Annotated in this window: 26 protein-coding genes; 16 read left to right on the top strand and 10 right to left on the bottom strand. The window is 41.1% G+C overall.

What is annotated here, in order from left to right; all coding sequences use genetic code 11:
* Window positions 1-1,202 (bottom strand): beta-ketoacyl-ACP synthase III (locus tag VB714_RS07965; RefSeq protein WP_323222875.1); only part of this gene is annotated, 1,202 nt, incomplete at its 3' end.
* 295 nt (window positions 1,203-1,497) lie between these two features.
* Here VB714_RS07965 and VB714_RS07960 point away from each other — a divergent pair.
* Together VB714_RS07960 and VB714_RS07955 are read left to right on the top strand one after the other, a co-directional pair.
* A complete protein-coding gene (locus VB714_RS07960) occupies window positions 1,498-3,132 on the top strand; it encodes a SpoIID/LytB domain-containing protein (RefSeq protein ID WP_323222872.1) in 1,635 nt (544 codons plus the stop codon).
* A gap of 33 nt (window positions 3,133-3,165) precedes the next feature.
* Window positions 3,166-3,543: a DUF423 domain-containing protein gene (locus VB714_RS07955; protein ID WP_323222869.1), complete on the top strand. Its 378-nt coding sequence runs from the start codon at window positions 3,166-3,168 to the stop codon at window positions 3,541-3,543.
* A 66-nt stretch (window positions 3,544-3,609) separates the two neighbouring features.
* Here the strand turns inward: VB714_RS07955 and VB714_RS07950 are convergent, their stop codons facing one another.
* Window positions 3,610-4,272, bottom strand: a complete 663-nt coding sequence (locus tag VB714_RS07950; RefSeq protein WP_323222867.1) for a glutathione S-transferase family protein — start codon at window positions 4,270-4,272, stop codon at window positions 3,610-3,612.
* Between the two features lie 341 nt (window positions 4,273-4,613).
* Here VB714_RS07950 and VB714_RS07945 point away from each other — a divergent pair, with 341 nt between their 5' ends.
* Window positions 4,614-5,276 carry an HAS-barrel domain-containing protein gene (locus VB714_RS07945; protein WP_323222865.1) on the top strand — a complete coding sequence of 221 codons (663 nt, stop codon included), beginning with the start codon at window positions 4,614-4,616 and terminating at the stop codon, window positions 5,274-5,276.
* 253 nt (window positions 5,277-5,529) lie between these two features.
* Window positions 5,530-5,772 (top strand): hypothetical protein, encoded by a 243-nt coding sequence (locus tag VB714_RS07940; RefSeq protein ID WP_323222863.1) that lies wholly within the window; start codon window positions 5,530-5,532, stop codon window positions 5,770-5,772.
* Window positions 5,773-5,795: 23 nt separating this feature from the next.
* Here VB714_RS07940 and VB714_RS07935 read toward each other — a convergent pair whose 3' ends face one another.
* Genes VB714_RS07935 through VB714_RS07920 form a run of 4 tightly spaced genes read right to left on the bottom strand, consistent with a single transcriptional unit; the run spans window position 5,796 to window position 8,915 of the window.
* Entirely contained in the window at window positions 5,796-6,182 is a 387-nt protein-coding gene (locus tag VB714_RS07935; protein ID WP_323222860.1) for a DUF4346 domain-containing protein, read from the bottom strand.
* Complete coding sequence (locus VB714_RS07930; RefSeq protein ID WP_323222858.1) at window positions 6,179-7,534, bottom strand: IctB family putative bicarbonate transporter; 1,356 nt, start codon at window positions 7,532-7,534, stop codon at window positions 6,179-6,181. The genes VB714_RS07935 and VB714_RS07930 overlap by 4 nt, the downstream gene beginning before the upstream one ends.
* A 23-nt stretch (window positions 7,535-7,557) precedes the next feature.
* Entirely contained in the window at window positions 7,558-8,208 is a 651-nt protein-coding gene (locus tag VB714_RS07925; RefSeq protein ID WP_323222855.1) for a hypothetical protein, read from the bottom strand.
* Window positions 8,209-8,252: 44 nt separating this feature from the next.
* Entirely contained in the window at window positions 8,253-8,915 is a 663-nt protein-coding gene (locus tag VB714_RS07920; RefSeq protein WP_323222853.1) for a hypothetical protein, read from the bottom strand.
* 109 nt (window positions 8,916-9,024) lie between these two features.
* Here VB714_RS07920 and speA point away from each other — a divergent pair, with 109 nt between their 5' ends.
* The 4 genes from speA to VB714_RS07900 all read left to right on the top strand — a co-directional run bounded on the left by speA (window position 9,025) and on the right by VB714_RS07900 (window position 12,928).
* Window positions 9,025-11,007 (top strand): biosynthetic arginine decarboxylase, encoded by a 1,983-nt coding sequence (gene speA / locus VB714_RS07915; RefSeq protein ID WP_323222851.1) that lies wholly within the window; start codon window positions 9,025-9,027, stop codon window positions 11,005-11,007.
* Between the two features lie 66 nt (window positions 11,008-11,073).
* Window positions 11,074-11,505 (top strand): hypothetical protein, encoded by a 432-nt coding sequence (locus VB714_RS07910; protein WP_323222848.1) that lies wholly within the window; start codon window positions 11,074-11,076, stop codon window positions 11,503-11,505.
* Between the two features lie 91 nt (window positions 11,506-11,596).
* On the top strand, window positions 11,597-11,842 hold the full coding sequence (locus VB714_RS07905; protein WP_323222846.1) for a hypothetical protein: 246 nt from the start codon (window positions 11,597-11,599) through the stop codon (window positions 11,840-11,842).
* A gap of 3 nt (window positions 11,843-11,845) precedes the next feature.
* A complete protein-coding gene (locus VB714_RS07900) occupies window positions 11,846-12,928 on the top strand; it encodes a glycosyl transferase (RefSeq protein WP_323222844.1) in 1,083 nt (360 codons plus the stop codon).
* Here the strand turns inward: VB714_RS07900 and VB714_RS07895 are convergent.
* Together VB714_RS07895 and VB714_RS07890 are read right to left on the bottom strand one after the other, a co-directional pair.
* The gene (locus tag VB714_RS07895; RefSeq protein ID WP_323222841.1) at window positions 12,918-13,505 is read right to left on the bottom strand and encodes an STM3941 family protein; all 588 of its coding nucleotides are present in this window, start codon (window positions 13,503-13,505) and stop codon (window positions 12,918-12,920) included. The genes VB714_RS07900 and VB714_RS07895 overlap by 11 nt on opposite strands.
* Before the next feature lie 17 nt (window positions 13,506-13,522).
* Window positions 13,523-14,734 (bottom strand): DUF790 family protein, encoded by a 1,212-nt coding sequence (locus VB714_RS07890; RefSeq protein ID WP_323222839.1) that lies wholly within the window; start codon window positions 14,732-14,734, stop codon window positions 13,523-13,525.
* A gap of 89 nt (window positions 14,735-14,823) precedes the next feature.
* Here VB714_RS07890 and VB714_RS07885 point away from each other — a divergent pair, with 89 nt between their 5' ends.
* Window positions 14,824-15,705, top strand: a complete 882-nt coding sequence (locus tag VB714_RS07885; RefSeq protein ID WP_323222837.1) for a tetratricopeptide repeat protein — start codon at window positions 14,824-14,826, stop codon at window positions 15,703-15,705.
* Window positions 15,706-15,810: 105 nt separating this feature from the next.
* On the opposite strand, the gene VB714_RS07880 is transcribed toward VB714_RS07885, so the two are convergent.
* Entirely contained in the window at window positions 15,811-16,374 is a 564-nt protein-coding gene (locus VB714_RS07880) for a Uma2 family endonuclease (RefSeq protein ID WP_323222835.1), read from the bottom strand.
* Between the two features lie 66 nt (window positions 16,375-16,440).
* Between VB714_RS07880 and VB714_RS07875 the strand changes: the two genes are divergently transcribed.
* The 3 genes from VB714_RS07875 to VB714_RS07865 are packed head-to-tail and all read left to right on the top strand — an operon-like array spanning window position 16,441 to window position 17,466.
* A complete protein-coding gene (locus VB714_RS07875; protein ID WP_204104037.1) occupies window positions 16,441-16,641 on the top strand; it encodes a DUF6888 family protein in 201 nt (66 codons plus the stop codon).
* Window positions 16,642-16,657: 16 nt separating this feature from the next.
* Complete coding sequence (locus VB714_RS07870; protein WP_323222833.1) at window positions 16,658-16,837, top strand: DUF6887 family protein; 180 nt, start codon at window positions 16,658-16,660, stop codon at window positions 16,835-16,837.
* 20 nt (window positions 16,838-16,857) lie between these two features.
* Window positions 16,858-17,466, top strand: coding sequence for a 7-carboxy-7-deazaguanine synthase QueE (locus VB714_RS07865; protein ID WP_416309633.1), 609 nt, complete (start codon window positions 16,858-16,860; stop codon window positions 17,464-17,466).
* Between the two features lie 14 nt (window positions 17,467-17,480).
* On the opposite strand, the gene ylqF is transcribed toward VB714_RS07865, so the two are convergent.
* Entirely contained in the window at window positions 17,481-18,320 is an 840-nt protein-coding gene (ylqF, locus tag VB714_RS07860) for a ribosome biogenesis GTPase YlqF (protein ID WP_323222829.1), read from the bottom strand.
* A gap of 207 nt (window positions 18,321-18,527) precedes the next feature.
* Here ylqF and uppS point away from each other — a divergent pair, with 207 nt between their 5' ends.
* From uppS to VB714_RS07840, 4 genes are read left to right on the top strand one after another with little or no spacing between them, the layout of a single operon-like run.
* Window positions 18,528-19,292, top strand: a complete 765-nt coding sequence (gene uppS / locus VB714_RS07855; RefSeq protein ID WP_323222826.1) for a polyprenyl diphosphate synthase — start codon at window positions 18,528-18,530, stop codon at window positions 19,290-19,292.
* Window positions 19,293-19,298: 6 nt separating this feature from the next.
* Window positions 19,299-20,939: a mechanosensitive ion channel family protein gene (locus VB714_RS07850; protein ID WP_323222823.1), complete on the top strand. Its 1,641-nt coding sequence runs from the start codon at window positions 19,299-19,301 to the stop codon at window positions 20,937-20,939.
* Window positions 20,936-21,172: a hypothetical protein gene (locus VB714_RS07845; protein WP_323222820.1), complete on the top strand. Its 237-nt coding sequence runs from the start codon at window positions 20,936-20,938 to the stop codon at window positions 21,170-21,172. The genes VB714_RS07850 and VB714_RS07845 overlap by 4 nt, the downstream gene beginning before the upstream one ends.
* 48 nt (window positions 21,173-21,220) lie before the next feature.
* A complete protein-coding gene (locus VB714_RS07840) occupies window positions 21,221-22,258 on the top strand; it encodes a hypothetical protein (RefSeq protein WP_323222817.1) in 1,038 nt (345 codons plus the stop codon).
* Window positions 22,259-22,264: the final 6 nt, after the last annotated feature.

Below are 22,264 nucleotides of genomic sequence, written 5' to 3'. Positions count from 1 at the left end.
TGCAATTGAGCCAAAGGAGAAACAGTATCGGGTTGATGAAAAGCAAGAGAAGATTTCACTATATTCGTGCTTTCATTTTCAACAACACTTAGCATCATATATGCCGTTGTAAAGCGTCCGCTTTCTGGGACAAAACAGAATATTTTTTGTCCCGATCGCAGTTTCCCAGAATGAAATAATTCTTCCAGCATGAGATAAATAGAAGCACATCCCGTGTTTCCCCGAGTGTACAAATTGGTAAACCATTTCTCTTCTGGAATCATACAATCTGCTTTTTCTAAGAGTTCAACAATTTGACCGCGAAAGAAATGCGAGGAATAATGACACAATAACCAATCAATTTCTTGAGGATCGACTTTTCCTAATTCAATCAGTCGCAACCAGCCTTCTACTCCTAATTTAATTACATTATCCAAGAGGCGAATATTCTGCCGCAAATCCATTGCACCATCTCTTGCAGCATCAAGATAAGATGAATAATCTAACCAGCTTTTATTGGTGCTTTCTTTCTCAACTCCTGCATACATACAGAGAGGATAAGCATTAGCATGGGAAACCAGTTCTATCCATTCAATTTTAATACTAATTCCTGTTGTATTGGGGCGATCTTGAACTAAAAATGCTCCTGCACCATCGGAAAGCATCCAGCGCAAAAATTCTACATCAAAAGTAAGAGATTTATTATTTTTAATTGCCGTTTCGTCTGCAAATTTGGTATGCTTGAATAAGCGAGAGGGAAATTCTGAAGCCACTGCGATCGCCGTTTTTCGTTTCCCTAATTCGAGTTGAGAAACAGCATAGTTTAATGCCGAGATACCAGCACAACAAACTCCCTGAGTCGAAACAGTTTCCAATGGCAATAATTCCGATAATTCTCCATGTACCATACTGGCAAAACCTGGCACGAGAAGATCGGGCATTGTGGTTCCACAGGCTAATAAATCGATAGTTTGGGGGTCTAAATTTGTTTGTTTTAAAATGTCTCGAACTGCATTTGCAGCCATCTGACTGTTGGAATAACGAGTCTTTTGGTCGCGATCGATCGCATAGTATCGTTGCTGAATGCCATTGCTGTTGAGAATGCGTTTTCTGACCTTAGAAGGGCGAGAATTAACTTGTCCGAGGTATGCCTCCATTTGGTCGTTATCAATGGCTTCTCCAGGTAAAAACTTCCCGATCGAAGTGATGTAAGCGCTATTCATAAAATTGTAAATTCTCTACTCTTTACATCTTATTCTGAGCCTGACTTTGGCAATAGTTCCGAAATGCTTGACAGTTGTTCAACTGTCCAGATTGAGCTTTGGCGATCGCATTAGTATCGATAAGTACAAATAATGTAGAAAAGATATTCAGGTTTCGATTGAGTATTTTTGCAAAGCTGAGATGCACCCAAAATTCCGTTTATTCTTGATATTTGAGTTGAAAGGATTTATAATCGAGCAGTATAGGTAAATCTTGCCATTTTTGCAATATTGGTTAATACAGTACGATAAAACGATGAAAAAAACAGCTTTATTTTTACTTCTCCCTTGTACTCTCTCTTTCCTCCCTGCATTAGTTTTTCCCAATAAAGCCCAAACTCAAGCCCAAACTCAAGCCCAAATCGAGACTGAAACCCAAAGAAAAATTTCCCCAGAGATGGAAATTGATGTCGGAATTGTACAGCGTTTTGGCGATGAAGCTGGCGATCGCCTCACTCTCTCCAGTACCGAAGGAGACACCCTAACCGTAAAATTTCAGGACGGAAACGGACAGCTAAAAACAGAAAATGTTAGCAATATTGTCTTAGAAATTGCCCCTAAATCAGTAGAATCCCCTCTCCTACAAGAATGGATAGTCTTGAGCGATGTAGCGACCTTTGAAACCGCAGAAAATAGCGCTCTAGAATGGCAAGAAAAAGGCATTGAAGTTGAAGTGGTACAACCTGGACGCTGGCAAGTTTGGGCCAAGCGAGAAACTTATAATACTCCCATTCTGCGACGAATGCTGTTAGAGAATTTACAAGAACGAGGAGAAACTAATCCTTATTTACAGTCGGAAGTTTTAAATACTGTTCCGATTGTCTCTTTTGTTATTAATGGTTTTCGCTATAATCGCAGTAACTTAGAAATTACCAGTAATAAAAATTTAATCCGCGTCAAAGAGAAAGATAATACAATTCTTTTTGGCGGGAGTTTGCGAGTGCAACCCAATTCTTACGGTAACTTTACCCTCGTCAATGAAGTTCCCATCGAAGTCTATTTGCGAGGAGTTGTACCTCACGAAATTGGACCCAATGCCCCTTATAATTCCGTGGAAGCGCAAACCGTAATTGCTCGTACTTATGCTCTCAGAAACTTGCGCCGTTTTCAAGCAGATAATTACGAACTTTGCGCGACAGTTCACTGTCAAGTTTATAAGGGTTTAACTGGAACAGTTGCGAATGCCGATCGCGCGATTCAAGCCACGCGAGGATTAGTTCTTACCCACAATGATGAGCTAGTGGATGCCCTTTATTCTGCCCATACAGGGGGAGTAACGGCACAGTTTGAAGATATTTGGGATGGGAAACCCCGACCTTATTTGCGAGCAAGAATTGACGGCGCAAATCCGCAATGGAATCTCGCTCAACAGCCTTTAAATAATGAAGCGAATTTCCGTCGCTTTATTAGCTCAAAACAAGGATTTAATGGGACAGAAAGTCCAGTTTTTCGCTGGAATCGGCAAAGTAGTATTGCTCAACTCACTGAAGATTTGAATAAGTATTTAGAGAAAACCAAACATCCTTTAGCAGGGATCAAAAAAATACTGCGTATGGCAGTGACAGAGCGATCGCCATCGGGAAGAATTCTTCTTTTTACCATTGAAACCGATCGCGGTGTTGTAGAATTACAAAAAACAGAGGCTCGAAGTGCTTTTGGCCCCCCTCGCAGTACGCTATTTTACATCGATCCCATTCTTGATGCTAGTGGCAATTTAACGGGTTATAAGTTTATTGGTGGCGGTTTTGGTCACGGTGTCGGCTTAAATCAATATGGGTCTTATACCTTAGCAAACTTGGGCTGGAAATACGATCGCATTTTGCAATTTTACTATCCCGGAACTGTACTGCAACAACTGCGAGAAGGCATTGTTTTTTATCCAGAATCTTAGTTAATTAATTAAAAGCAGGCAAATTAAAAGAAAATGGAGAGAATTTTTATCGCGATCGCGGCAATTTTTGGCGGTTTAGCCGTCGCAGGAGGAGCCTTTGCATCCCATGCCCTTAAAGACAAATTAAGCACCAGTGCATTAGCCATATTTGAGACAGGAATCAAATATCAAATGTATCACGCCCTGGCTCTTTTATTGGTGGCCATTCTCCTCAGTCGCATGGATATGTCCCCAGGATTCCTGACAGCTACAGGAGTTGCTTTTATTGTAGGAATATTCATCTTTTCTGGCAGTTTATACACCCTCAGTTTAACTGGAATTAAATGGTTAGGAGCAATTACACCATTAGGAGGCGTTGCTTTTCTGGTAGGTTGGGGATGTCTGGTTGTAGCAGCTTTAAAGATGAAATGAAGAGGAGAAAATGATCGCGATCGGCACAATTCTGAATCTAGATTATTTCTCCTGCATTTTAGCTGATTAACTACGTTGTTGAAGTATTTTTTTCATTCCTGCTTTTGCGGCTTCAATTGCTTCTGGAGAAGGTGTTGTTTTTTGCCAACTTTCTCGCTGTTGTAATGTCTCGCACCATTTTGTAATTTTAGGATATTCTGACAAAGAAATCCCAAAGAAGAATAAAGTCGGAACAGTTGTTCCCGCAACAACATCAGCCAAAGTTAGGCGATCGCCTAGAAAATAGGGTTGATTTTCGTCGAGTTGGTCTTCAAAAAATTGTAAAACATTTGCAACCTGCTTTTGGGATTTTTCTAATTGTTCGTCAGGAACTTCAAAGTCTAAAATCTTTCGCATTAAGGGAAAAGTTGGGGGAATAAGTTCGTTTAGCGTAACCAATTCTATCATGCGAACTTTAGCAATACTTTCGGCATCTGTTGGCATGAGTTGAGGATGAGGATATTTGGCTTCTAGATAGTCAAGAATAGCCAGAGATTCAAACACTTTAAAGCCATCATCAATCAGAACGGGAATATGATGAAACGGATTAATTTCTAGAAATTCCGGTGTAAATTGTTCGCCTTTGTTAAGTTGGATAAATATCTCCTCAAATTCTAGATTTTTCTCAAGGAGTGCAACCCAAACGCGGCGAGTATTGGAGGAAATATGACTATTGTAAAGTTTTATCATTGCATTAAACTGAGAGAGTGGCTTTTATCTGTTATAATCGTCGATATTTGTGATAGAAAAGTAAATACTATCTAATGCCTATTCTAAGGTAATCTTTCACGTTTGACTATTTAACCCGAGTTGCTAGTTACAAATAGGATACGTTTCGATCCCCCCCAGCCCCCCTTGATAAGGGCAGGGACTATTCATCGGAGGAAGAAAAACTGTAACCCCCAACGTGCCAGCCCCCTAAATCCCCCAAGTTTGGGGGACTTTGACTCCGGTTCCCCCCAGATTTAGGGGGATCGAATCAATAACTAGCAAGTTGAGTTATTTAACTCATCATTCATAACCTGTAACTCATGCGCCTTCCTCTACCACAATTTACCAGTAGCGATCGCAATCCCGATCGCATTGCCGAAGTTATCGAAACAACAACGGTGGAAATTTTGGCACAGTGTTTGGATCCGGAAGATTTAAGTTTTCCCGTTATGCCTCCTTTTGGCAGTTGGGTTAAGTCCCAAGATGAGGAATCGGGAAATAAGGTTTTGGGGGTTGTAACTTACGTGAAAACCTCACCTATTGATTCCGTGCATCGCGCGAGGGCGTTGGGATTATCTTTGGAAGAATTGCGAGAACAACAGCCGCAGATTTTTGCCATGTTGAAAACAGAGTTTCAAGCAGCATTATTGGGCTTTGAAACCCCTTCTCGGGGCAATAATGGCAGCAGTCGGGGACAGATTTTTCAATATTTGCCACCGCGTCCTCCGCAAATTCACCAAGCGGTTTATCGCTGTGCGCCAGAAGAAATTATCGCATTTAGTGAGGAATTGGGATTTTTAAGAACTCTTTTGCAAGTGAGCAATGTTCCTTGTGAGGCTTTGGTTGCGGCTTCTTTACGAGAGATTTATCGATTCAGGAAAGGCGATCGCCCTTGGTTGGTCAAAGCGGGACGAGAGTTAAGTTTACTGTTGAAGGATGATTACGATCGACTGCGCTATATTCTCAGTCAAATTCATTGGTGATTTGTGTAGAACTTACGCAGCTAGGGAGCGAGACGCTCCCACTACCGTATCCTACTGTTATGGTAGTGCGGGCATCTTGCCCGTTAATGCGTAAGTCCTATTGCTTTGGGTTATGCGATCGCTGCCTCATTTTCCGTACACCGGGGGATATCATTATCCCTATTAGGGATTGAAACAATTCTGTTTTCGAGATTTTGTTGCAGAATGCAGCAGGTTTCAATTACACTTAATCCCTATTAGGAATTGAAGCACCATGACCACCATTAAAGAACAACTCCTCTCCGCGATCGCAACTGCACCAGACTCACTATTAGCAGAACTATTAGAATACATCCAAACTCGAACAACTACATCAACCCAGCAAAGAACATTTATTCCTAATCCACTGCGAGAAATGCAACCCTATTCCTATTTAGCCGATCCCAACGAACCTACAATGGTAACTGTAGATGATAAAATACTCGCTTATCCTCATGTCAAGAAAATCATGCCCTAGCTATCACGTCTCTGGTAAAAATATCAATCTTGAATGTATTCTTCTCCCTTAATTAAAGCCATTTCTGCACGCACGAATTCTCGTCCTAAATACAAAGCATGATCCAAATAAGATAAAGGACAAGGTTTCGTTTCTTCTGTAATTTTCATGCCAATTTCCTTTGCAGTTCTTCCCGTAAAAATCGCGGTGGGGGTTCTCTCAACTTTTCCACGTACTGGGATGGGTTTTCCTGTTTCTGGATCCACAGCTAAACCTTTTTCATTAATTTCATTGCTGTAATGTTTGGCACAGATCAGCCCATTTTCTCGATCTAAGTAAATAATAAAATAGCCAGCCGGATCGAGTTTGATAAACCGCTTAGAGAGTTTATTATCAATGGTAGCAAGTTCTTGTTGGGTAGGATTTTTCATGCTTCATTCTTTAGCTTTTTTTCATCGTAGAAACTGGCGATCGCCGCAATTCCCAGCCACCAGAGAACATTAATTTGGGGACGATACCAAACAGTATCAAATAAACCGTGAACTAAAAGCCCAACGGTAGAGGCGATCGCGGCCATCAGCCAAAATGCCTGTAAATTACGATTATCTCGTAACCGTGCCAATTGTTGCAAACCTTGGCCAAAAGTGCCGATAATGAACCAGAGAAAACTGATAAATCCCACGTAACCAATTTCCACAATATGCTCTAAAAACACCGAATAGGCACCGAGAGCATTATCATATCCGGACTGGGCATAGAGAGGGTAAATTTGCTTAAAAGCATCATTTCCCGGACCGATACCAACAAGGGGATAATCTTTAATCATCTTGAACACGGTTTCCCAAACATTAATGCGATAATTGTTGCTACTGTCTTCCCGTCCTGCAAAAATACTCATCACTCGCAAGCGCAAAGGTTCGACAAAAATAACCGCAGTAATAACTAAAGCCGCGATCGCCCCTATCATCAAAGGAAGAAACCAAAGTCGCCAAAATGTCGGTAAATATTTAGCCCACCAATAGCGCAGTAAAAGCGCAAAAACAAAAAAGAGTGCCATCATCGCGATCCAACCCCCGCGACTATCGGTATAAAATAGACAGGCTGTATTTGTGAGAAACATAATTGCGGCCAGTGTTTTTGGCAACCAACGCTTCCAGATGAAAAAAGCGGCTAAACTCAAAGCAACTGCGGGAATGAGATAACTCGCCAACAGATTGGGATTGCCTAAGTAACTGTAAACGCGGGTATCTTGAGCGAGTTTTGAGGTGGGATCGTTCCATGTGGCCAGTTGTTCGACTCCTTTAAATTCCCGGCGAATGCCGTAACCGCTTACCAGTAGGGAAATATGGAGAAAAACCGTCATTATTCCATTGCGAAGACGAGGCGATCGCAAGACTCGTGCCGCTAAAAGGAATAATAATAATAAGAGGCTAAATTTAATAAATCCCGATAAAGCGGCTTTTTTAACGGGAGAAAATGCCGTCGAAACCGCAGAAATTCCCCAATAAAGGCTGACCCAGAGATGAATAGGAGTCATGCCAATTTTGAGGTTATCAGCAAGGGTCAGTAATACCCAAAATGCACCGCAAGCAAACAATAATAAACCAATGAGGGAAGTAGAAGCAAAAGGCGAAATAACCAGAATAATACAAATGAGAAGTGCCGCGATCGCCTCTCCCCATTGTAGGAGAAAACTGCCATCCTGCCATCGTCCCAAAAGTCCAACTAATCGATGTAAATAACTGCTACTGCGCCAGCGAGAAAGAGGAAGATCAAAAAGCATTGTAAATTAGAAATAAATAACTATCAACTATTTTCTTGTTGTTGAGAAATTTGATAGGCAACAGCTTGAAGAATGACCATTGGATCGTCAGAATTGACCCCAACTTGTTGCGCGATCGCCTGCCTAAAATCAGCATCTTCTTTCAATTTTGCATGGAGTTCTTCTAAAGTAAAAACAACGGTTTGCGGTTCAGGTGTGACGGCATCCACAGCCAGATCGGGTCCATCATATTCCCAGACTTCTCCTTTTGCCACTTGTTGCGATAATTGTTGAGAAATTGCCAAAGAAACCACCCCAATTTCTACAATTTTGGGGAGATGTTGGGTTTGTCTGGCTAGTAAATCGAGCCTTCGTGCCAATTCGAGATCGGGTTGGGGAGCATAAACCTTTTGTCTGCCAAATTGTACCAACCAATTTACCCATTGTTCGAGGGTAATGCGATCTTCTGTTTGCTCAAAAAATTGTTTGATACGAGGTGCTTGCCAACCATGTGCTACTCCTTCTAAAACTTGATCGAAGAGAAACTCGTAATCGCGATCGCCTAAAACAGGAGAAGGGGTATTTTCAGGAGAATTACTAAGAGAAGAAGCGATCGCCTCCAGTTTGGCAGGCTCGGGACGAGGAGAAAATATTCCCACTAAATTTTTTAACCATTGCCATAATTTTTTAAACATAAGTAGAGCGATAATAAAAGATAAATTTGCCTGTTCTCTAATCCCTAATCATCATTTGTATAGTCCATCAATGATGACAGAGAATGACGCTTGCGGAGATCTAATTGTTCGAGAAGATTGCCATCATTTTGAGGAGAATCAAGAGGAGAAATAGCCTCCGGTGGCAATACGGTCACTCTGGGTTGCGTTTCCGCGACAATTGGTGTTTCATAGGGAACGGCTCCGAATTGGGTTTGAAACCGAGGGGTACTCGCAGAAGGCAAGTCCCGTGAGGTTTTGGTTGATTTTAAGCGCTTCACGGGAGTTTGAGAGAGGCTGAGAGACTTTAAGACTAAGGTGACAAAGAACGAACCCGCAGCACAACTCAAAGCGATGAATCCCATTAACCACAAGGGAAATAAGGTTTTGGGTTGAGACGGCGATCGGTCCCTATCTTGGAAATAAACCGCTTCTGGACTATTTTGAGGATCGACCTCAAACTCTCCTTCATCTCTGGTCTCGAGGGAATCTTCCCTTAAAGTTGGAGGGAGATCGAGGCTTTCTTGGGTTAGAAAAAGTTTGCCATGCAGGAGTCCAGCCGTTACTCCCACCGTTATCGATAGCGCGATCGTCCAGATTCCCCCCCAAAACAGCAGGGGATGGCTAGTAATCCAAGCGATCGCGGGATGAGTTGAGGGGCGATCGTGACCCCGATCTGATTCGTACATGAGCTAATTTATTAATCCTTTTGAGCAATGATTAAATCCTGACCTCATCACTCCAAACTTAAAACAATTAAATTACGATTTTTGAAATTTAGCTAACCCTATCATAATAATGAAAGATTGGACAGTTGAGGATAGTGAAAAACTCTATCAAATTCAGGGCTGGGGTCATCCTTATTTCGCTATCAATGCTGCGGGTCGCGTCTTGGTTTCCCCTCAAGGCGATCGCGGCAGTTCATTAGACCTTTATGAATTAGTGGTGTCCTTGGGTCAACGGGATCTCGACTTGCCGATACTCATCAGTTTTCCCGATATTCTTGCCGATCGCATCGACCGTTTAAATACTTGTTTTGCGCGGGCGATCGCTCATTATGGCTATCCTAACGTCTATCGCGGGGTTTATCCCATCAAGTGCAATCAACATCGCCATCTTGTGGAAGCCTTGGTTCAGTTTGGCAAACCCTATCAATTTGGTTTGGAGGTGGGGTCTAAACCCGAGCTTGCTATTGCTTTAGCGACCTTAGAAACCCGACAAAATCCTCAAAATGATTCCCAAGTCCCTTTATTGATTTGCAATGGTTATAAAGACCGAGAATACATTGAAATGGCCTTATTGTCAATGCGCTTGGGACATTGTTCTATTCTTGTGATCGAACAGGTGGAAGAGTTAGCGATCGCCATTGAAATGAGTAAAATTTTGGCAATTGAACCAATATTGGGAATTCGTGCCAAACTCGGAAGTAAGGGATCGGGACGATGGGGAAATTCTACGGGAGATCGTGCCAAATTTGGTTTAAGTGTGCCGCAAATTCTGGATGTTATTACTGAATTAACCCGTCAAGAAATGTTGTCTTGCTTGCAATTACTTCACTTTCATATCGGTTCGCAAATTTCCGCGATCGGTACGATTAAAGATGCCATTCGCGAAGCCAGTCAAATTTATGGAGAGTTGGTTAAATTAGGAGCAAATATGCAATATCTTGATGTTGGAGGCGGTTTAGCTGTCGATTATAATGGCTCAAAAACAAAGTTTCAAGCCTCCAAAAATTATAATATGCAAAACTATGCTAATGATATTGTAGCAGAAGTTAAAGAAGCCTGTGAAGAACGCAATATTTCTGCTCCTATTATTGTCAGTGAAAGTGGTCGGGCGATCGCTGCCCATCAAGGAGTATTGATTTTCGATATTCTCGGGACAAGTCAAGCAACAATGGCAGATATTTCTCAAATAGAAACACTGCCGGCGATCGCAGAACAAGAGCATCTCATTCTTCGCAATTTATGGGAAACTTACACGACAATTTCTACGGATAATTATCAAGAAGCATATCACGATGCTATTCAATTTAAGCAGGAAGCAATTAGCTTATTTAATTTTGGTTACTTGAGTTTGCAAGAACGAGGAAAAGCTGAGGAAATGTATTGGCAATGCTGCCAAAAAATCCTCGAAATTACTCGAAATCTCGGTGATATTCCTGACGATCTCGCAGATTTGGAGAAAACTATGGCAGCGATTTATTATGCGAATCTGTCTATTTTTCAATCAGCACCCGATACTTGGGCGATCGAACAGCTATTCCCAATTATGCCGATTCATCGTTTAGAAGAAGAACCGACAGAACGAGGAACTTTTGCAGATTTAACTTGTGATAGTGATGGTAAAATAGATCGTTTTATCGATAGACATGAAGGGAAAGAACTTTTAGAATTACATCATCTAAATACAAGGAAACTGACGACGGGAGAGAGGGCGATCGAGCCTTATTATTTAGGAATGTTTTTAGTTGGAGCATATCAGGAAATTATGGGCAATTTACATAATTTATTTGGGGATACCAATGTTGTTCATATTAAAATGACTTCCAAGGGATATCAAGTGGAACATATTGTGCGAGGAGATACGATAGCAGATGTAATTGGTTATGCTCAATATAATCCAGCAGATTTACTAGAAAAGATTCGCTGTCTTACCGAACAAGCAATACAAGATAATCGCATTACTTTGGAGGAGTCCCAGCGTTTATTGAAAAATTACAAACATAGTTTAAATAGCTATACTTATTTGAGTACAAATACCACCGAGATTCTCGATTGAGAAGAAATTTATTTAGCCATTTATCTAGAATTGTGTATAATTGAGATAATATTTGAGACAAGGAAAATGGCTAGTCAAACAGTAACAGATATTGAAGAACTGAGACAGTTAATTCTGGCTTTAGATACCAAGCTGGATAAACGGATAGATGATGTAGAGATGGCGATCGGTAAACGAATTGATACTGTAGAGATCGCGATCGGTAAACGAATTGATACTGTAGAGATCGCGATCGGTAAACGAATTGATAAATTAGACCAAACTGTTGCAGTTGGATTTACCGAAGTCAAAGGAAATATCAAAAGACTCGATGAAGGAATAAAGAACGTAGATAAAAGATTAGATGAAACTCGTTCAACTCTGGAAAAACAAATCGAGGCCACAAATTCACGTTTGAATACCATTACTATTGGCTTTTTTGGTATTGTGGGAATTTTAGTTACGGGAATTTTAACCGTATTGGGAAAGTTAGTGTTTTTCCCCAATTCTCTATCTTGAAAGAAGAAGCGCGATCGCAATATCTCGATCTGTGTCCCCTTTTTTTGCTATACTTATTAATAGTTTTTTTCATTTTTTAGCTTGTCCTAGCGTGAACAATCCAATCCAAAAATGGGAATATACCGTTATTCAGGAAACCATCTTCCCTCTCAACCCCTTGAGAATTACAGTAGAATCTGAAGACAAAGAATTAGTAGACGTTTTGCAAGGACGAACGGTTTTAGGTACTCTTAACTATCTCGGAGAAATGGGTTGGGAGTTGGTTACAGTGACAACGGGACTGGAGAAAAATTCTCAAGTTTTTTATTTTAAACGATTGATTACAACTCATTCCTAACTTATGCAAAGTCTTTATATTGCTATCACAAATCATGGATTTGGTCATGCAACTCGTGCTGCTTCTGTTGCAGGAATGGTCAAAAAACTTAATCCTGATATTCTACTTATTCTCGTAACAACGGCACCGAGATGGTTGCTTGAATCTTATATCGAAGGGGATTTTATTCATCGTCCCCGTGCTTTAGATGTGGGGGTAATTCAATCTGATAGTCTGACGATGAACAAACAGGAAACACTGACAAAATTAGAAGAAATTCGCACCGCACAATATCGCATTATTGCAGGAGAAGTTAACTTTATTCAGACTAATCGCATTAGTTTAATTTTAGGTGATATTCCTCCTCTCGCTGCTCCGATCGCCAAAACTGCGGGAATTCCTTGCTGGATGATGAGCAATTTTGGTTGGGATTTTATTTATCGCGACTGGGGAGAAGATTTTGCTGAAATTGCTGCTTGGATCGGAGAATGTTTTGGTCAATGCGATCGCCTTTTTCGCCTTCCTCTACACGAGTCCATGTCAGCATTTCCTCATATTTCTGATGTGGGACTCACGGGAGGGACTCCACGTTTCTCAGAAGAGGAAATCAGAACCACATTTAATCTTATTCAACCCCAAGAACGAACAATTTTATTAACATTTGGGGGGTTAGGATTGCAACAAATCCCCTATCATAAAGTCGAGGAGTTTCCCGATCGCCAATTTATCACCTTCGATCGCCATGCTCCAGATTTTAGCAATTTAATTAAGATTCGCGATCGCCAATATCGTCCTGTTGATTTTATGCCTTTTTGCGATCGGGTGGTTTCTAAGCCAGGTTTTAGCACCTTTTCTGAGGCTTTACGCTTAAATATTCCCATTGTTTCTTTAAGCCGAGAAGGGTTTGCAGAAGCGTCATTATTGGAGTCAGGATTAAGAAACTACGGACACCACCAAATTATCTCTCCTGATGCTTTCTTTCAAGGTAATTGGGAGTTTCTCTTGCGATCGCCAAATCCTCCTCAGCAAACCTCTACTCTAGCAACAGATGGAACCGAAACAATTGCTCGCGCGATCGTTGAGTATTTTGCTAAACTTATTCTCTGACCTTCCCAGTTAGATTTTGTATTCTTGTTTGCATTTCTCTCTCAAATTCTGGATGTCTGGACAAATTCAAATCTCGCAAAAGAATATTAATCGGAGTTTGAGAAACAGGAAAACGAAAAAATGCCGCGATCGCCACTCGTCTGATCTGCCAAGATAAGGGAAATTTTTTCAGAAATACTTGACCTGTTTTAGGAATAATTCCTAGCGATCGCTCTTTTCCTCCGCTTTTCAATTGCAGATCGTAGATAAAAATTTCCTCTATATCTTCCCAAGCGATCGCGCCAATTTTGGAAAAAAAGGTATTGTCCCAAATTCCTTTATCATCGATGGTTAAAACAGATTTATTTTGATATTTTAACAAATAGAGTGAGTAATGAAATGTTAAATAGCCAAAATAACAAGCCAGTAAACTTCCCACTACATAATCTAAAAATCTTGGTTCTTTATTGGCTAAAGAAACAACAACTAACCAGAAAGAAAATACCAGAGAAAGTGAGACTATCAGAAAGGCGATCGCGATTCTTTTCCTATTGGCATAAATTGTTAAGTTTTCTTGCTTCTTCTTGACAAAATCCATTTTACTATCCTTTTTCTTTACAATATTTCTAAAACTGCTTTCGGGGATAATTTATCTTTAAACCAAATAACTTTTGCGGGGACATCCTCCATTTTAATGCCAGACTTTTCTAAATTTAAACGCTCGGAAATTGCTAAAATTAAATTATCAACATCAGACTGACGAACTTGCGAGAACTTTTTGCGTAAATACTCAGGTCGCCAATAGCCAACAATTTCTAGAATATAATCTTTTCCGTCAGGATGTACCAAACGAAAATCAGGAATCATCACACTGCCTGGAATAGGAATCAGATTCACTTCTCTCTCTAAAACCCACTCAGTTTTTGTTTTTTCCCACCGTTTCGCAAAAGATTCTTCAATCATGCTATCATAAGGCTTTCCAGGAGGATAATGAGTGACTAAATTGCAGCGATCGTCCAATTCAAAAACCCCCTTCTTTTTTGCTCCCGTGTAAAAATCTTTATGCTGCAAAACAGCTTTTAAACTCCATTTCGTAACATGAAGAAGAGCAGGCAGCATTTTTGCAAAAGCTAATCCATAGCGCGTGCTAGACTTAAATAAACTGGTAGGTCCATCTAGGGTAATTGTAAATCCATGCTCTACATCTCCTTCAATATAAAACATGAGTTGAAACAGTTTTAAATAGCGGAATAAGAGTTTATATTCTCCAGGAACATTACGATGGGCATTGAGAGTGACTTCGCTGGCACGATAGAAAATACCTTGAACTTGAGACAAATTGTAACGATGCAGTAATGTATCCGGGGCAGGAGTTTCAAATTCAGTTAAAATACGATTTTCTTGTAGATCGGCGTAGAGTCCCTTTTGAATCTCAACCGGTAAAACTTCTCGATTCAGTTCTTTTGATAAAATACTGGATAAAGATTCTAAACTTGGGTTACGATTGTTAGGGAGAGGAGGAGTCGCTGCGGCATGAGAAAAAACACGCTGTCGTAATAATTGGGGTTCGAGAGGACTAACAATTTCAAAAGTTGAAAAACTATTTCTCAGGAGGTGAGCCAGTCCCCGCTTTACGCGATAATCAGGACTATCCCCTTCTAAGTCTCTAAGTTGGCGATCGAGTTCTCCTTGGGTTTTTCCCAGACAATTTTGAAAGCATTCAATTTGTTCTGCTGCAAGGGCGATCGCATTGGCATCTAGGTTTAAGCGTTTGGGGGCGATCGCTTCCCCATTCATACGATAACTAAGAAGGTCAGTTGGTAACATTGCTAACGGATTTTTAAAACAAGATCGGGTATCAACGATTAATTAGGATACTGCTTAAGGACTGCGATCGCGAATAAATCTTAAAAATAATGATGATGAATTATCCCAGCGAACGATTATTAGAAGCACAATTAGAACACTATCAACAGTGGTACGAACAGGCACGAGAACTGCACGATCGCAGTTATTATGAGGAGGCTTTAATTTATTATGATAAGGCATTAGAATATCAACCCGATGATTATTGGGTATGGTATCATCGTGGCGGGGTTTTGGAGAAAATGCGGTATTATGGAGAGGCCTTGGAGAGTTATCATAAAGCCTTGCAAATTAATTCTCATTCTTATTGGCCTTGGTATGAAATGGGCTGTATTGCTTTAGAGGAATTACAAGAATACGAACGGGCGATCGCTTATTTTCAGAGTGCCTTAGAAATCAGACCGGAAGATTATTGGAGTTATTACAAACAAGGAGAAGCCTGGCGCAAAAGCAAGCATTATGAAGATGCGATCGCCTGTTTTGAGAAAGCATTAACTATTCGTAGTGATGATTTTTGGTCGATTTATCGCCAAGGAGATGCCTATCAAGAAATTGGCAATTTAGAGCAAGCATTGTGCTTCTATGAACGTGCATTACACATTAAACCTAATGATTGTTGGTCATGGTATCAACGGGGAAATATTTTGCAAAAACAAGGATGTTTATATGCTGCTATATCGAGTTACCGTCGCGCTTTAGAGTTTGACTGTGAAAATGATATATTTTGGTACGAACAAGCAGTTTGTTATACTCTACTAGGAGATATTAATGGTGTCATCAGAACTTTAGAACAAGCAATTTTTCTGATTCCAGATAAATATATTACTCTAGTTGAATCCAAAATTATCTTTGCAAAAATGAGAGAAAAAGAAGAGTTTAAAAATTTCTTGCAAACCGCAAAAAATCTCTTATCATCGCCTAAGAATCAATAACAATCAATGAATTTTTAATATGAAACTGCTCTGTAATTATTCATGTACTGGGGTTGACAAAACCCTCGGTTTATGTATTCTGTAGGGGCGTTTCATGCAACGCCCCTACTCTTTCAACCAAGCAAATATCTCACCCAGCTTAAGCTGAAACACTCCAGCAAACTCTGGCATTGGTAACACTACATTTATATCCTCAAATACGCGCACCGATCGATCGATCCCATAGACAAAGATTAATGATTCTGCTGGGTCCAACAACCACCCCATTTCAGTCCCATGATCGAGACAATAGAGAATGTTGCGAATAACCTTGCTTTGGCTCTGCTGAGGCGATAAAATCTCAATAGTCCAATCTGGATGGAGATGGAATAAATTGGCCACTTGTCCATCGCGATCGCGGGGAATTCTTTCTGTACGAAAAACGGAAACATCTGGAACAATCGATCGCCCACCAAATGTACACCGTAATTCGGGAAATGCTTGGGCAATTTTTTCGGTTTTCAAGGCAAGTGTTAGCGCAAAACTCAATTCCCGTTGCAGAATACTGTGCTTTCCTTGAGGCATTGGTTTTTGAATGATTTCTCCGTTAATATATTCATTCGCAGGTTTTGTCTCTGGTATGTGCAAAAATTCTTCCAGTGACAATAATTTTGTTGGTATTTTCAACATGGAATTATCCTTTACTTTTAGAATTTTATGGGTTTCGGGTTGGGATAGTTTTATAATTGTATAATTGTGAAAGAGGTAAAATACTTGCCAACGACTCAACAGGCGTTCCAATGCTTTCAATTGTGCCAGAACCTCACCAATATGTATCTTTCTGTGGATATGGTTCGTTTGGATGCCAGAACGGGGAATGCTATCATTCTAACAGGAGAAGAAATTTTAATCGAGATTTATCCAAACGGAAATTGGAGGTTTGTCAATGAAATCTGACTTTCAAATAATGACAATGAAAGAACTAAAAAAGTATGTTCTAGACCATCGACACGATCAAACTGCATTTCAGGTATTAATGGAGCGTATTGATTGCCAACCTCAAGACAAAGTTTATGGGGAGGTAAATACCGAACAGTTTTCCGCACTACTCGAACAACATCGCCGTTTTCAGAAAGAGCGATATTATGAGTGAAAAATCGCCAAATTATTTTGATGCCATTCCTCCTAATTCACGAAACTTTTCAACAAACCATCCAAGGTGAAGGCTATTGGATCGGAACACCTTGCGACTTTATTCGCCTTTATGGATGTCCCGTAAAATGTCCTTGGTGCGATACGGGTTATGCTGACGGAGGAGGGGCGATCGCAGCCCAAAAAGTAGACATTGCCGATTTAATTGCCGAACTGAAAAGCGATCGCGTGGTTATTTCCGGAGGCGAACCTTTTTTTCAAACCAATCTTAAACCTTTAACCGAGGCAATTCTGAAAACAGGCAAAAAAATCTCCATCGAAACCTCGGGATCTCGCTGGCAGTTACTATCAGAAACAGTGTGGATAACCCTAAGCCCTAAAGAACATCTTAACCCTGAATTTCCTGTTATTTCTGAATTTTGGCAGCGTGCCAATGAAATTAAAATTGTTATTAGTGACGGCAAAGAACCTTATTTTTATCAACAGTATTTGCAAGCAGAATCTCCTCTCTTTTTTCAACCCGAATGGAACGATCGCGATCGCACCATTCCTCTCACCCTAAATTTATTAAGAGAATTTCCCCACGCTCGATTATCCCCCCAATTGCACAAATACTTGCATATTTTCTAAGTTAATTCCATCTTTTAAATGTAAGGCATTTCTAAAGGAATTTGTCCCATAATACCCTTGCGAAAATCATTTAAAAGCAGAACAGCCACCCTTTCTACGTCACCGTGATAGCGATCGCCCCCCAACTGATAAATATATTCTTCTCCTGTCCTATCCGTCGGATCGAGGCCGTAGCGAGAAGTCAGCACTTCACCATAGTCACTCGCCTTTAAAAGATCGACTAAAGTTGCAGCAACCCATTGATTTTCATAAGATGCCTCGCCAATATCCTCACAAATGGCTAATTTTAGCGCATCTTCTTGATTATCCAAACGCCAAGGAATAATTCCAGGTGCGTCTAGAAGCTCGATTTCTTCGGAAATTCGCACCCATTGTAACTGCCTGGTCACCCCCGCACGCCTGGCACTTTTCACCGCTTTACGCCCCACCAAACGGTTAATGAGAGCAGATTTGCCCACATTAGGAAACCCGATCGCCACCGCACGAACGGGACGAGGTTTCATGCCGCGATCGCGCCGTCGTTGGTTAACCCCCGTCTCCATTTTTTGGGCAGCTTTGGCGATCGCATTAACGCCTTTTCCCTGTTTGGCATCCGTAAGATAAAGAGTTTCGCCCCGCTCCTCAAACCACTTGCGCCAAGTATGATGTAAGGAAGCAGGAATCATATCCATACGATTGAGAATGAGGAGACGGGGTTTATGCTGAATCCATTCTTTCACCTGGGGATGTTGCGTCGCTAAGGGAATTCTCGCATCGAGGACTTCTAAAACCACATCCACGCGCTTGAGATTTTCTTTCAGTTGTCGCTCGGCTTTGGCGATGTGACCGGGATACCATTGAATAGCAGGACTCATGTTTTCAATTTTCAACGATCGACAGTTGGGTTAAACGTTGCAAGTTCGTTGTTCCGTCCCCCAACCTTAATTCTCAACTCTTCCTAAAATAACAATCGAGGTATAATCATTAAGATTTGTTGCAAAAACAAACCAAATAACCCGAAAAATAACCTCTTGTCTTGAGGTTCAACCGATATATGGCTGAGTCTTCAACGGAAAAATTCAATGATTGGCAAACAAAAAACGTTGTTAGAAGTATTGCCTCCCGATCTCGATCGCGATCGCCTGCCCAAGCACGTTGCTGCCATTATGGATGGCAATGGTCGCTGGGCTAAACGCAAAGGAATGCCTCGCATTATGGGACACCGACAAGGAGTATACGCCCTCAAGGATTTATTGCGGTGCTGCAAAGATTGGGGCATTCCGGCTCTAACCGTATATGCGTTTTCTACGGAAAATTGGGGTCGTCCCATTGAAGAAGTGGAATTCCTTATGACCCTATTTGAGAAGGTTTTGCGGCGCGAATTGGCGGAAATGATGGCGGAAAACGTTCGCATTCGTTTTGTGGGGAATTTGGAGGCATTACCCCCTTCTCTGCAAGAGGAAATTGCGCGATCGATGGAAGATACCAAGAACAATCAAGATGTTGAATTTACCGTCGCCACTAATTATGGGGGACGACAGGAAATTATCCAAGCCTGTCGGGAAATCGCCAAGAAGGTCAAAACAGGAGAGATCGAACCCGAGGCGATCGACGAACAAATATTTGAGGAACACCTTTATACTCACGATCTCTCTAACCCCGATCTCCTCATTCGCACCAGTGGAGAAATGCGGATCAGTAATTTTCTCCTCTGGCAAATGGCCTATGCTGAAATTTACGTGACGGAAACCCCCTGGCCTGCTTTTGATCGAGAGGCATTTCATCAAGCCTTAATTGATTATCAGCAAAGAGAACGGCGTTTTGGTAAGGTTGGCAAAAAGATTTAAAAAAGAATGTTCAGACCTTCAATTAATCGGAGGATCGCCGTTTTCTGGAAAAGAATGATCCTGGCGATCGCCTTGGTCCTTTGTCTTTCAATCCTTCCGGTTTGGGCCAATGTGGAAACTAAAGTTCCTGTCGTCCTCAATGGCCGCGTGGTCTTTGAAGTGGGAGCATTTGAAGAGTTCAAAGCCAGCGATCGCGCTCAGTCTATTAGCGATCGCCTACAAGAAATCGCCGAATCCCAGAAAGCCCCCAAAATTGTGATTGAGAACCAAAATAAATCAATCGTCGTCCGAGTCAACGATCTTTATCTCCTAACGGTAACAGAGCAAGATTTACGAGAAGGAAGAACCCCTCGAGAACAAGCAGAATTTTGGACGCAACGACTTCGACAAGTTCTGCGAGAAGCACAAAAGGAAAAACAACCGGATTATTTGCGAAATCGCGGCATTTTTGGGGGGGCGATCTTGTTAGTGGCGATCGCTTTGCACTGGGGAATTGGTCGGGTCTGGCATTATCTTCGCGATCGGTTTATCGCGAAACGAGAGGAAGAAGACATATCCCAGGGTCCTCCCTCCAATTCAACTTTATTTTTTAAATTAATGCTTCTCCTAACTCGAACTTGGTTATGGGGAAGTGTTGTTTTCTTTATTGCCGATTTATTTCCCTTATCTCGTCAGTGGAGTTATGAAATTCGCGAAATTTTGCGGGTGAGTTTTACTTCTTCTTTCGTGACATTAGGCGATCGGGCTTATTCCATTATCGATCTAGCGCTCTTATTATTGATGCTTTGGGGGACATTTGTTGCCGTTGGCATTGCAATGAAATTCTTGCGAACGCGCCTACTACAATTAACGCGGATTGAACGAGGAGCCCAAGAGGTAATTTCGGTTCTCCTGCGCTATAGTTTGCTCCTAATCTCGACTATTATCGTTTTACAAATCTGGGGCATTAATTTGAGTTCCTTAGCTCTATTTGGTAGTGCTATTGGGGTGGGTATCGGCTTAGGTTTTCAAGATATTGCTAAGAACTTTGCCAGCGGCCTCGTCTTACTATTTGAAGGTTCGATTCAAGTCGGAGATTTTATTGAATTGAAGGAGCAAATGGGAATAGTTGAAAAAGTTGGCGCTCGCAGTATTATCTTACAAACTTTAGACAAAATTTCCATTATTGTTCCTAACTCTCGCTTACTGGAAGATGAAGTGATTAATTGGACGCATTCTAATCCTATTTCTCGCTTGCATCTTCCCGTTGGTATTGCTTATGGTAGTAATATAAGCACGGTTAAAAATATTTTATTACAAGCGGCACGGGAACATTTAGAAATTCTTTCTTCTCCACCACCTAGCGTTATTTTTATTGGCTTTGGGGATGGTTCTTTGGATTTTGAATTATTAGTGTGGAGTGCCAATCCCAATCGTCAAGTTCTACTTAAAAGCGATTTATATTTCCGCGTTGAAGAATTATTGACTCAAGAAGGAATTGAAATTCCTTTTCCGCAACGAGATTTGAATTTGCGATCGCAGCATATTCCGATTCAATTATCTCCTCAACTCGAAGCAGGAATTTTAAAGTTTTTGGAGGGGCGATCGAATTCGACTGGCGATCGCCCTAACTCAATATCCCAGGAAGATGAGTCAAACATTGATTGAGTTCTGATCCTCAAGTCTTAGCTTATTACGAAGGGCGAGATAATCCTCACGATTTGACAAAGGTACAGGAAAAATTATACACTAATTTATCAAGATGTGCGATTTTTGTTACAGATATTAATAAGAAAAATGTAAATAATCTTCAGCAGCAAAACCCGACAATCCAGAAACAAAAGTCAGTTCAAATATCTACACAATTGGCGATCGCCTCTCCCCACTTTTTTCTACAGTAGAGAAAGAAAAAAATAACTTATCCACTCAAGACTAGGGTAAATTCAATCATGTCCCGTCCCCACCAATTATCCATACTTGCTTCCAGTTTAACAGTCACGTTGCTTGTAATTGCAGCTTGCACCCAGCAACCCACGAAAGTAACGTCCGAGTCTGTCCCTCCCGTTAGCGAATCAACCCAAAATGAGACAACCTCTCAGTCAACAGATACACCTCCTGTAGCGCAAGCCAACCAAAGTGCAAAAAACACCTATCGCGTGCAAGTTTATTACCCTAAAAATGGTAGTATAGAACCTGTTTGGCGAGAAACAAATAGTCAAGGTTTAGCTAAATTTGCGATCGCGCAGTTGGTGGAAGGTCCCGCAGAAAATGAAAAACAAAATGGTTTGACCCAGGCGATCGCATTGCAAGGAAAATCGAATTGTGGGGAAGACTTTGCGATCGCGATCGAAGAGAAAGTTGCTAAATTAAAATTCTGTCGCGAGGTTGTTGTAGAAGATAACGCACCCATTAATAAGGCGATCGAAGCAACATTGAAGCAATTCCCCACCGTAGACAAAGTAGCCATTTTAGATCGAGAAGGAAAGTGTTTGGGGACAGAAGATAGTTCTTGTTTGGAACAAATACAACCTCCCAATAAATTAACCTTAACAGGATTGGGTGGGGTAGAAATTGGCATGACCATTACAGAAGCCAGCCAAAAAACAGGAATTGAATTTGTAAATGAATCGAGTGGTGGGGAAGAAGGGGGCTGTTTTTATTATAAGGCAGCCAAAGAACCTCAAGATGTTTACTATATGGTAACAGAGGGAAAAATTGCCCGCATTGAAGTTAATACAAAGAATATTACAACCTTAAGCGGGGCAAAAGTTGGCGATACAGAAGAGCGCATTAAAGCCCTCTATCCCGGTAAAATTGAGGAGGAGGGTCATGAATATGTTCCCGGTGGGAAATATTTAATTTTTGTGCCGGAAGATGCCTCCAATCAAAATTATCGCGTTCTATTTGAGACCAATGAAAAAGGCATTGTTACGCAGATGAGAAGCGGGAAACTCCCAGAAGTTACTTGGATAGAAGGCTGTGTTTAATACAAT

Source organism: Spirulina sp. 06S082 (assembly GCF_034932145.1).
Lineage (GTDB): Bacteria > Cyanobacteriota > Cyanobacteriia > Cyanobacteriales > Spirulinaceae > CCY15215.
This window is presented reverse-complemented; position numbering and strand designations above follow the sequence as displayed.

Bases quoted from the DNA above. Each gene is read 5' to 3' on its own strand.
- VB714_RS07960 (WP_323222872.1), top strand. From the start codon at position 1,498: ATGAAAAAAACAGCTTTATTTTTACTTCTCCCTTGTACTCTCTCTTTC.
- VB714_RS07955 (WP_323222869.1), top strand. From the start codon at position 3,166: ATGGAGAGAATTTTTATCGCGATCGCGGCAATTTTTGGCGGTTTAGCC.
- VB714_RS07950 (WP_323222867.1), bottom strand. From the start codon at position 4,272: ATGATAAAACTTTACAATAGTCATATTTCCTCCAATACTCGCCGCGTT.
- VB714_RS07945 (WP_323222865.1), top strand. From the start codon at position 4,614: ATGCGCCTTCCTCTACCACAATTTACCAGTAGCGATCGCAATCCCGAT.
- VB714_RS07940 (WP_323222863.1), top strand. From the start codon at position 5,530: ATGACCACCATTAAAGAACAACTCCTCTCCGCGATCGCAACTGCACCA.
- VB714_RS07935 (WP_323222860.1), bottom strand. From the start codon at position 6,182: ATGAAAAATCCTACCCAACAAGAACTTGCTACCATTGATAATAAACTC.
- VB714_RS07930 (WP_323222858.1), bottom strand. From the start codon at position 7,534: ATGCTTTTTGATCTTCCTCTTTCTCGCTGGCGCAGTAGCAGTTATTTA.
- VB714_RS07925 (WP_323222855.1), bottom strand. From the start codon at position 8,208: ATGTTTAAAAAATTATGGCAATGGTTAAAAAATTTAGTGGGAATATTT.
- VB714_RS07920 (WP_323222853.1), bottom strand. From the start codon at position 8,915: ATGTACGAATCAGATCGGGGTCACGATCGCCCCTCAACTCATCCCGCG.
- speA (WP_323222851.1), top strand. From the start codon at position 9,025: ATGAAAGATTGGACAGTTGAGGATAGTGAAAAACTCTATCAAATTCAG.
- VB714_RS07910 (WP_323222848.1), top strand. From the start codon at position 11,074: ATGGCTAGTCAAACAGTAACAGATATTGAAGAACTGAGACAGTTAATT.
- VB714_RS07900 (WP_323222844.1), top strand. From the start codon at position 11,846: ATGCAAAGTCTTTATATTGCTATCACAAATCATGGATTTGGTCATGCA.
- VB714_RS07895 (WP_323222841.1), bottom strand. From the start codon at position 13,505: ATGGATTTTGTCAAGAAGAAGCAAGAAAACTTAACAATTTATGCCAAT.
- VB714_RS07890 (WP_323222839.1), bottom strand. From the start codon at position 14,734: ATGTTACCAACTGACCTTCTTAGTTATCGTATGAATGGGGAAGCGATC.
- VB714_RS07885 (WP_323222837.1), top strand. From the start codon at position 14,824: ATGATGATGAATTATCCCAGCGAACGATTATTAGAAGCACAATTAGAA.
- VB714_RS07880 (WP_323222835.1), bottom strand. From the start codon at position 16,374: ATGTTGAAAATACCAACAAAATTATTGTCACTGGAAGAATTTTTGCAC.
- VB714_RS07870 (WP_323222833.1), top strand. From the start codon at position 16,658: ATGAAAGAACTAAAAAAGTATGTTCTAGACCATCGACACGATCAAACT.
- VB714_RS07865 (WP_416309633.1), top strand. From the start codon at position 16,858: ATGCCATTCCTCCTAATTCACGAAACTTTTCAACAAACCATCCAAGGT.
- ylqF (WP_323222829.1), bottom strand. From the start codon at position 18,320: ATGAGTCCTGCTATTCAATGGTATCCCGGTCACATCGCCAAAGCCGAG.
- uppS (WP_323222826.1), top strand. From the start codon at position 18,528: ATGATTGGCAAACAAAAAACGTTGTTAGAAGTATTGCCTCCCGATCTC.
- VB714_RS07850 (WP_323222823.1), top strand. From the start codon at position 19,299: ATGTTCAGACCTTCAATTAATCGGAGGATCGCCGTTTTCTGGAAAAGA.
- VB714_RS07840 (WP_323222817.1), top strand. From the start codon at position 21,221: ATGTCCCGTCCCCACCAATTATCCATACTTGCTTCCAGTTTAACAGTC.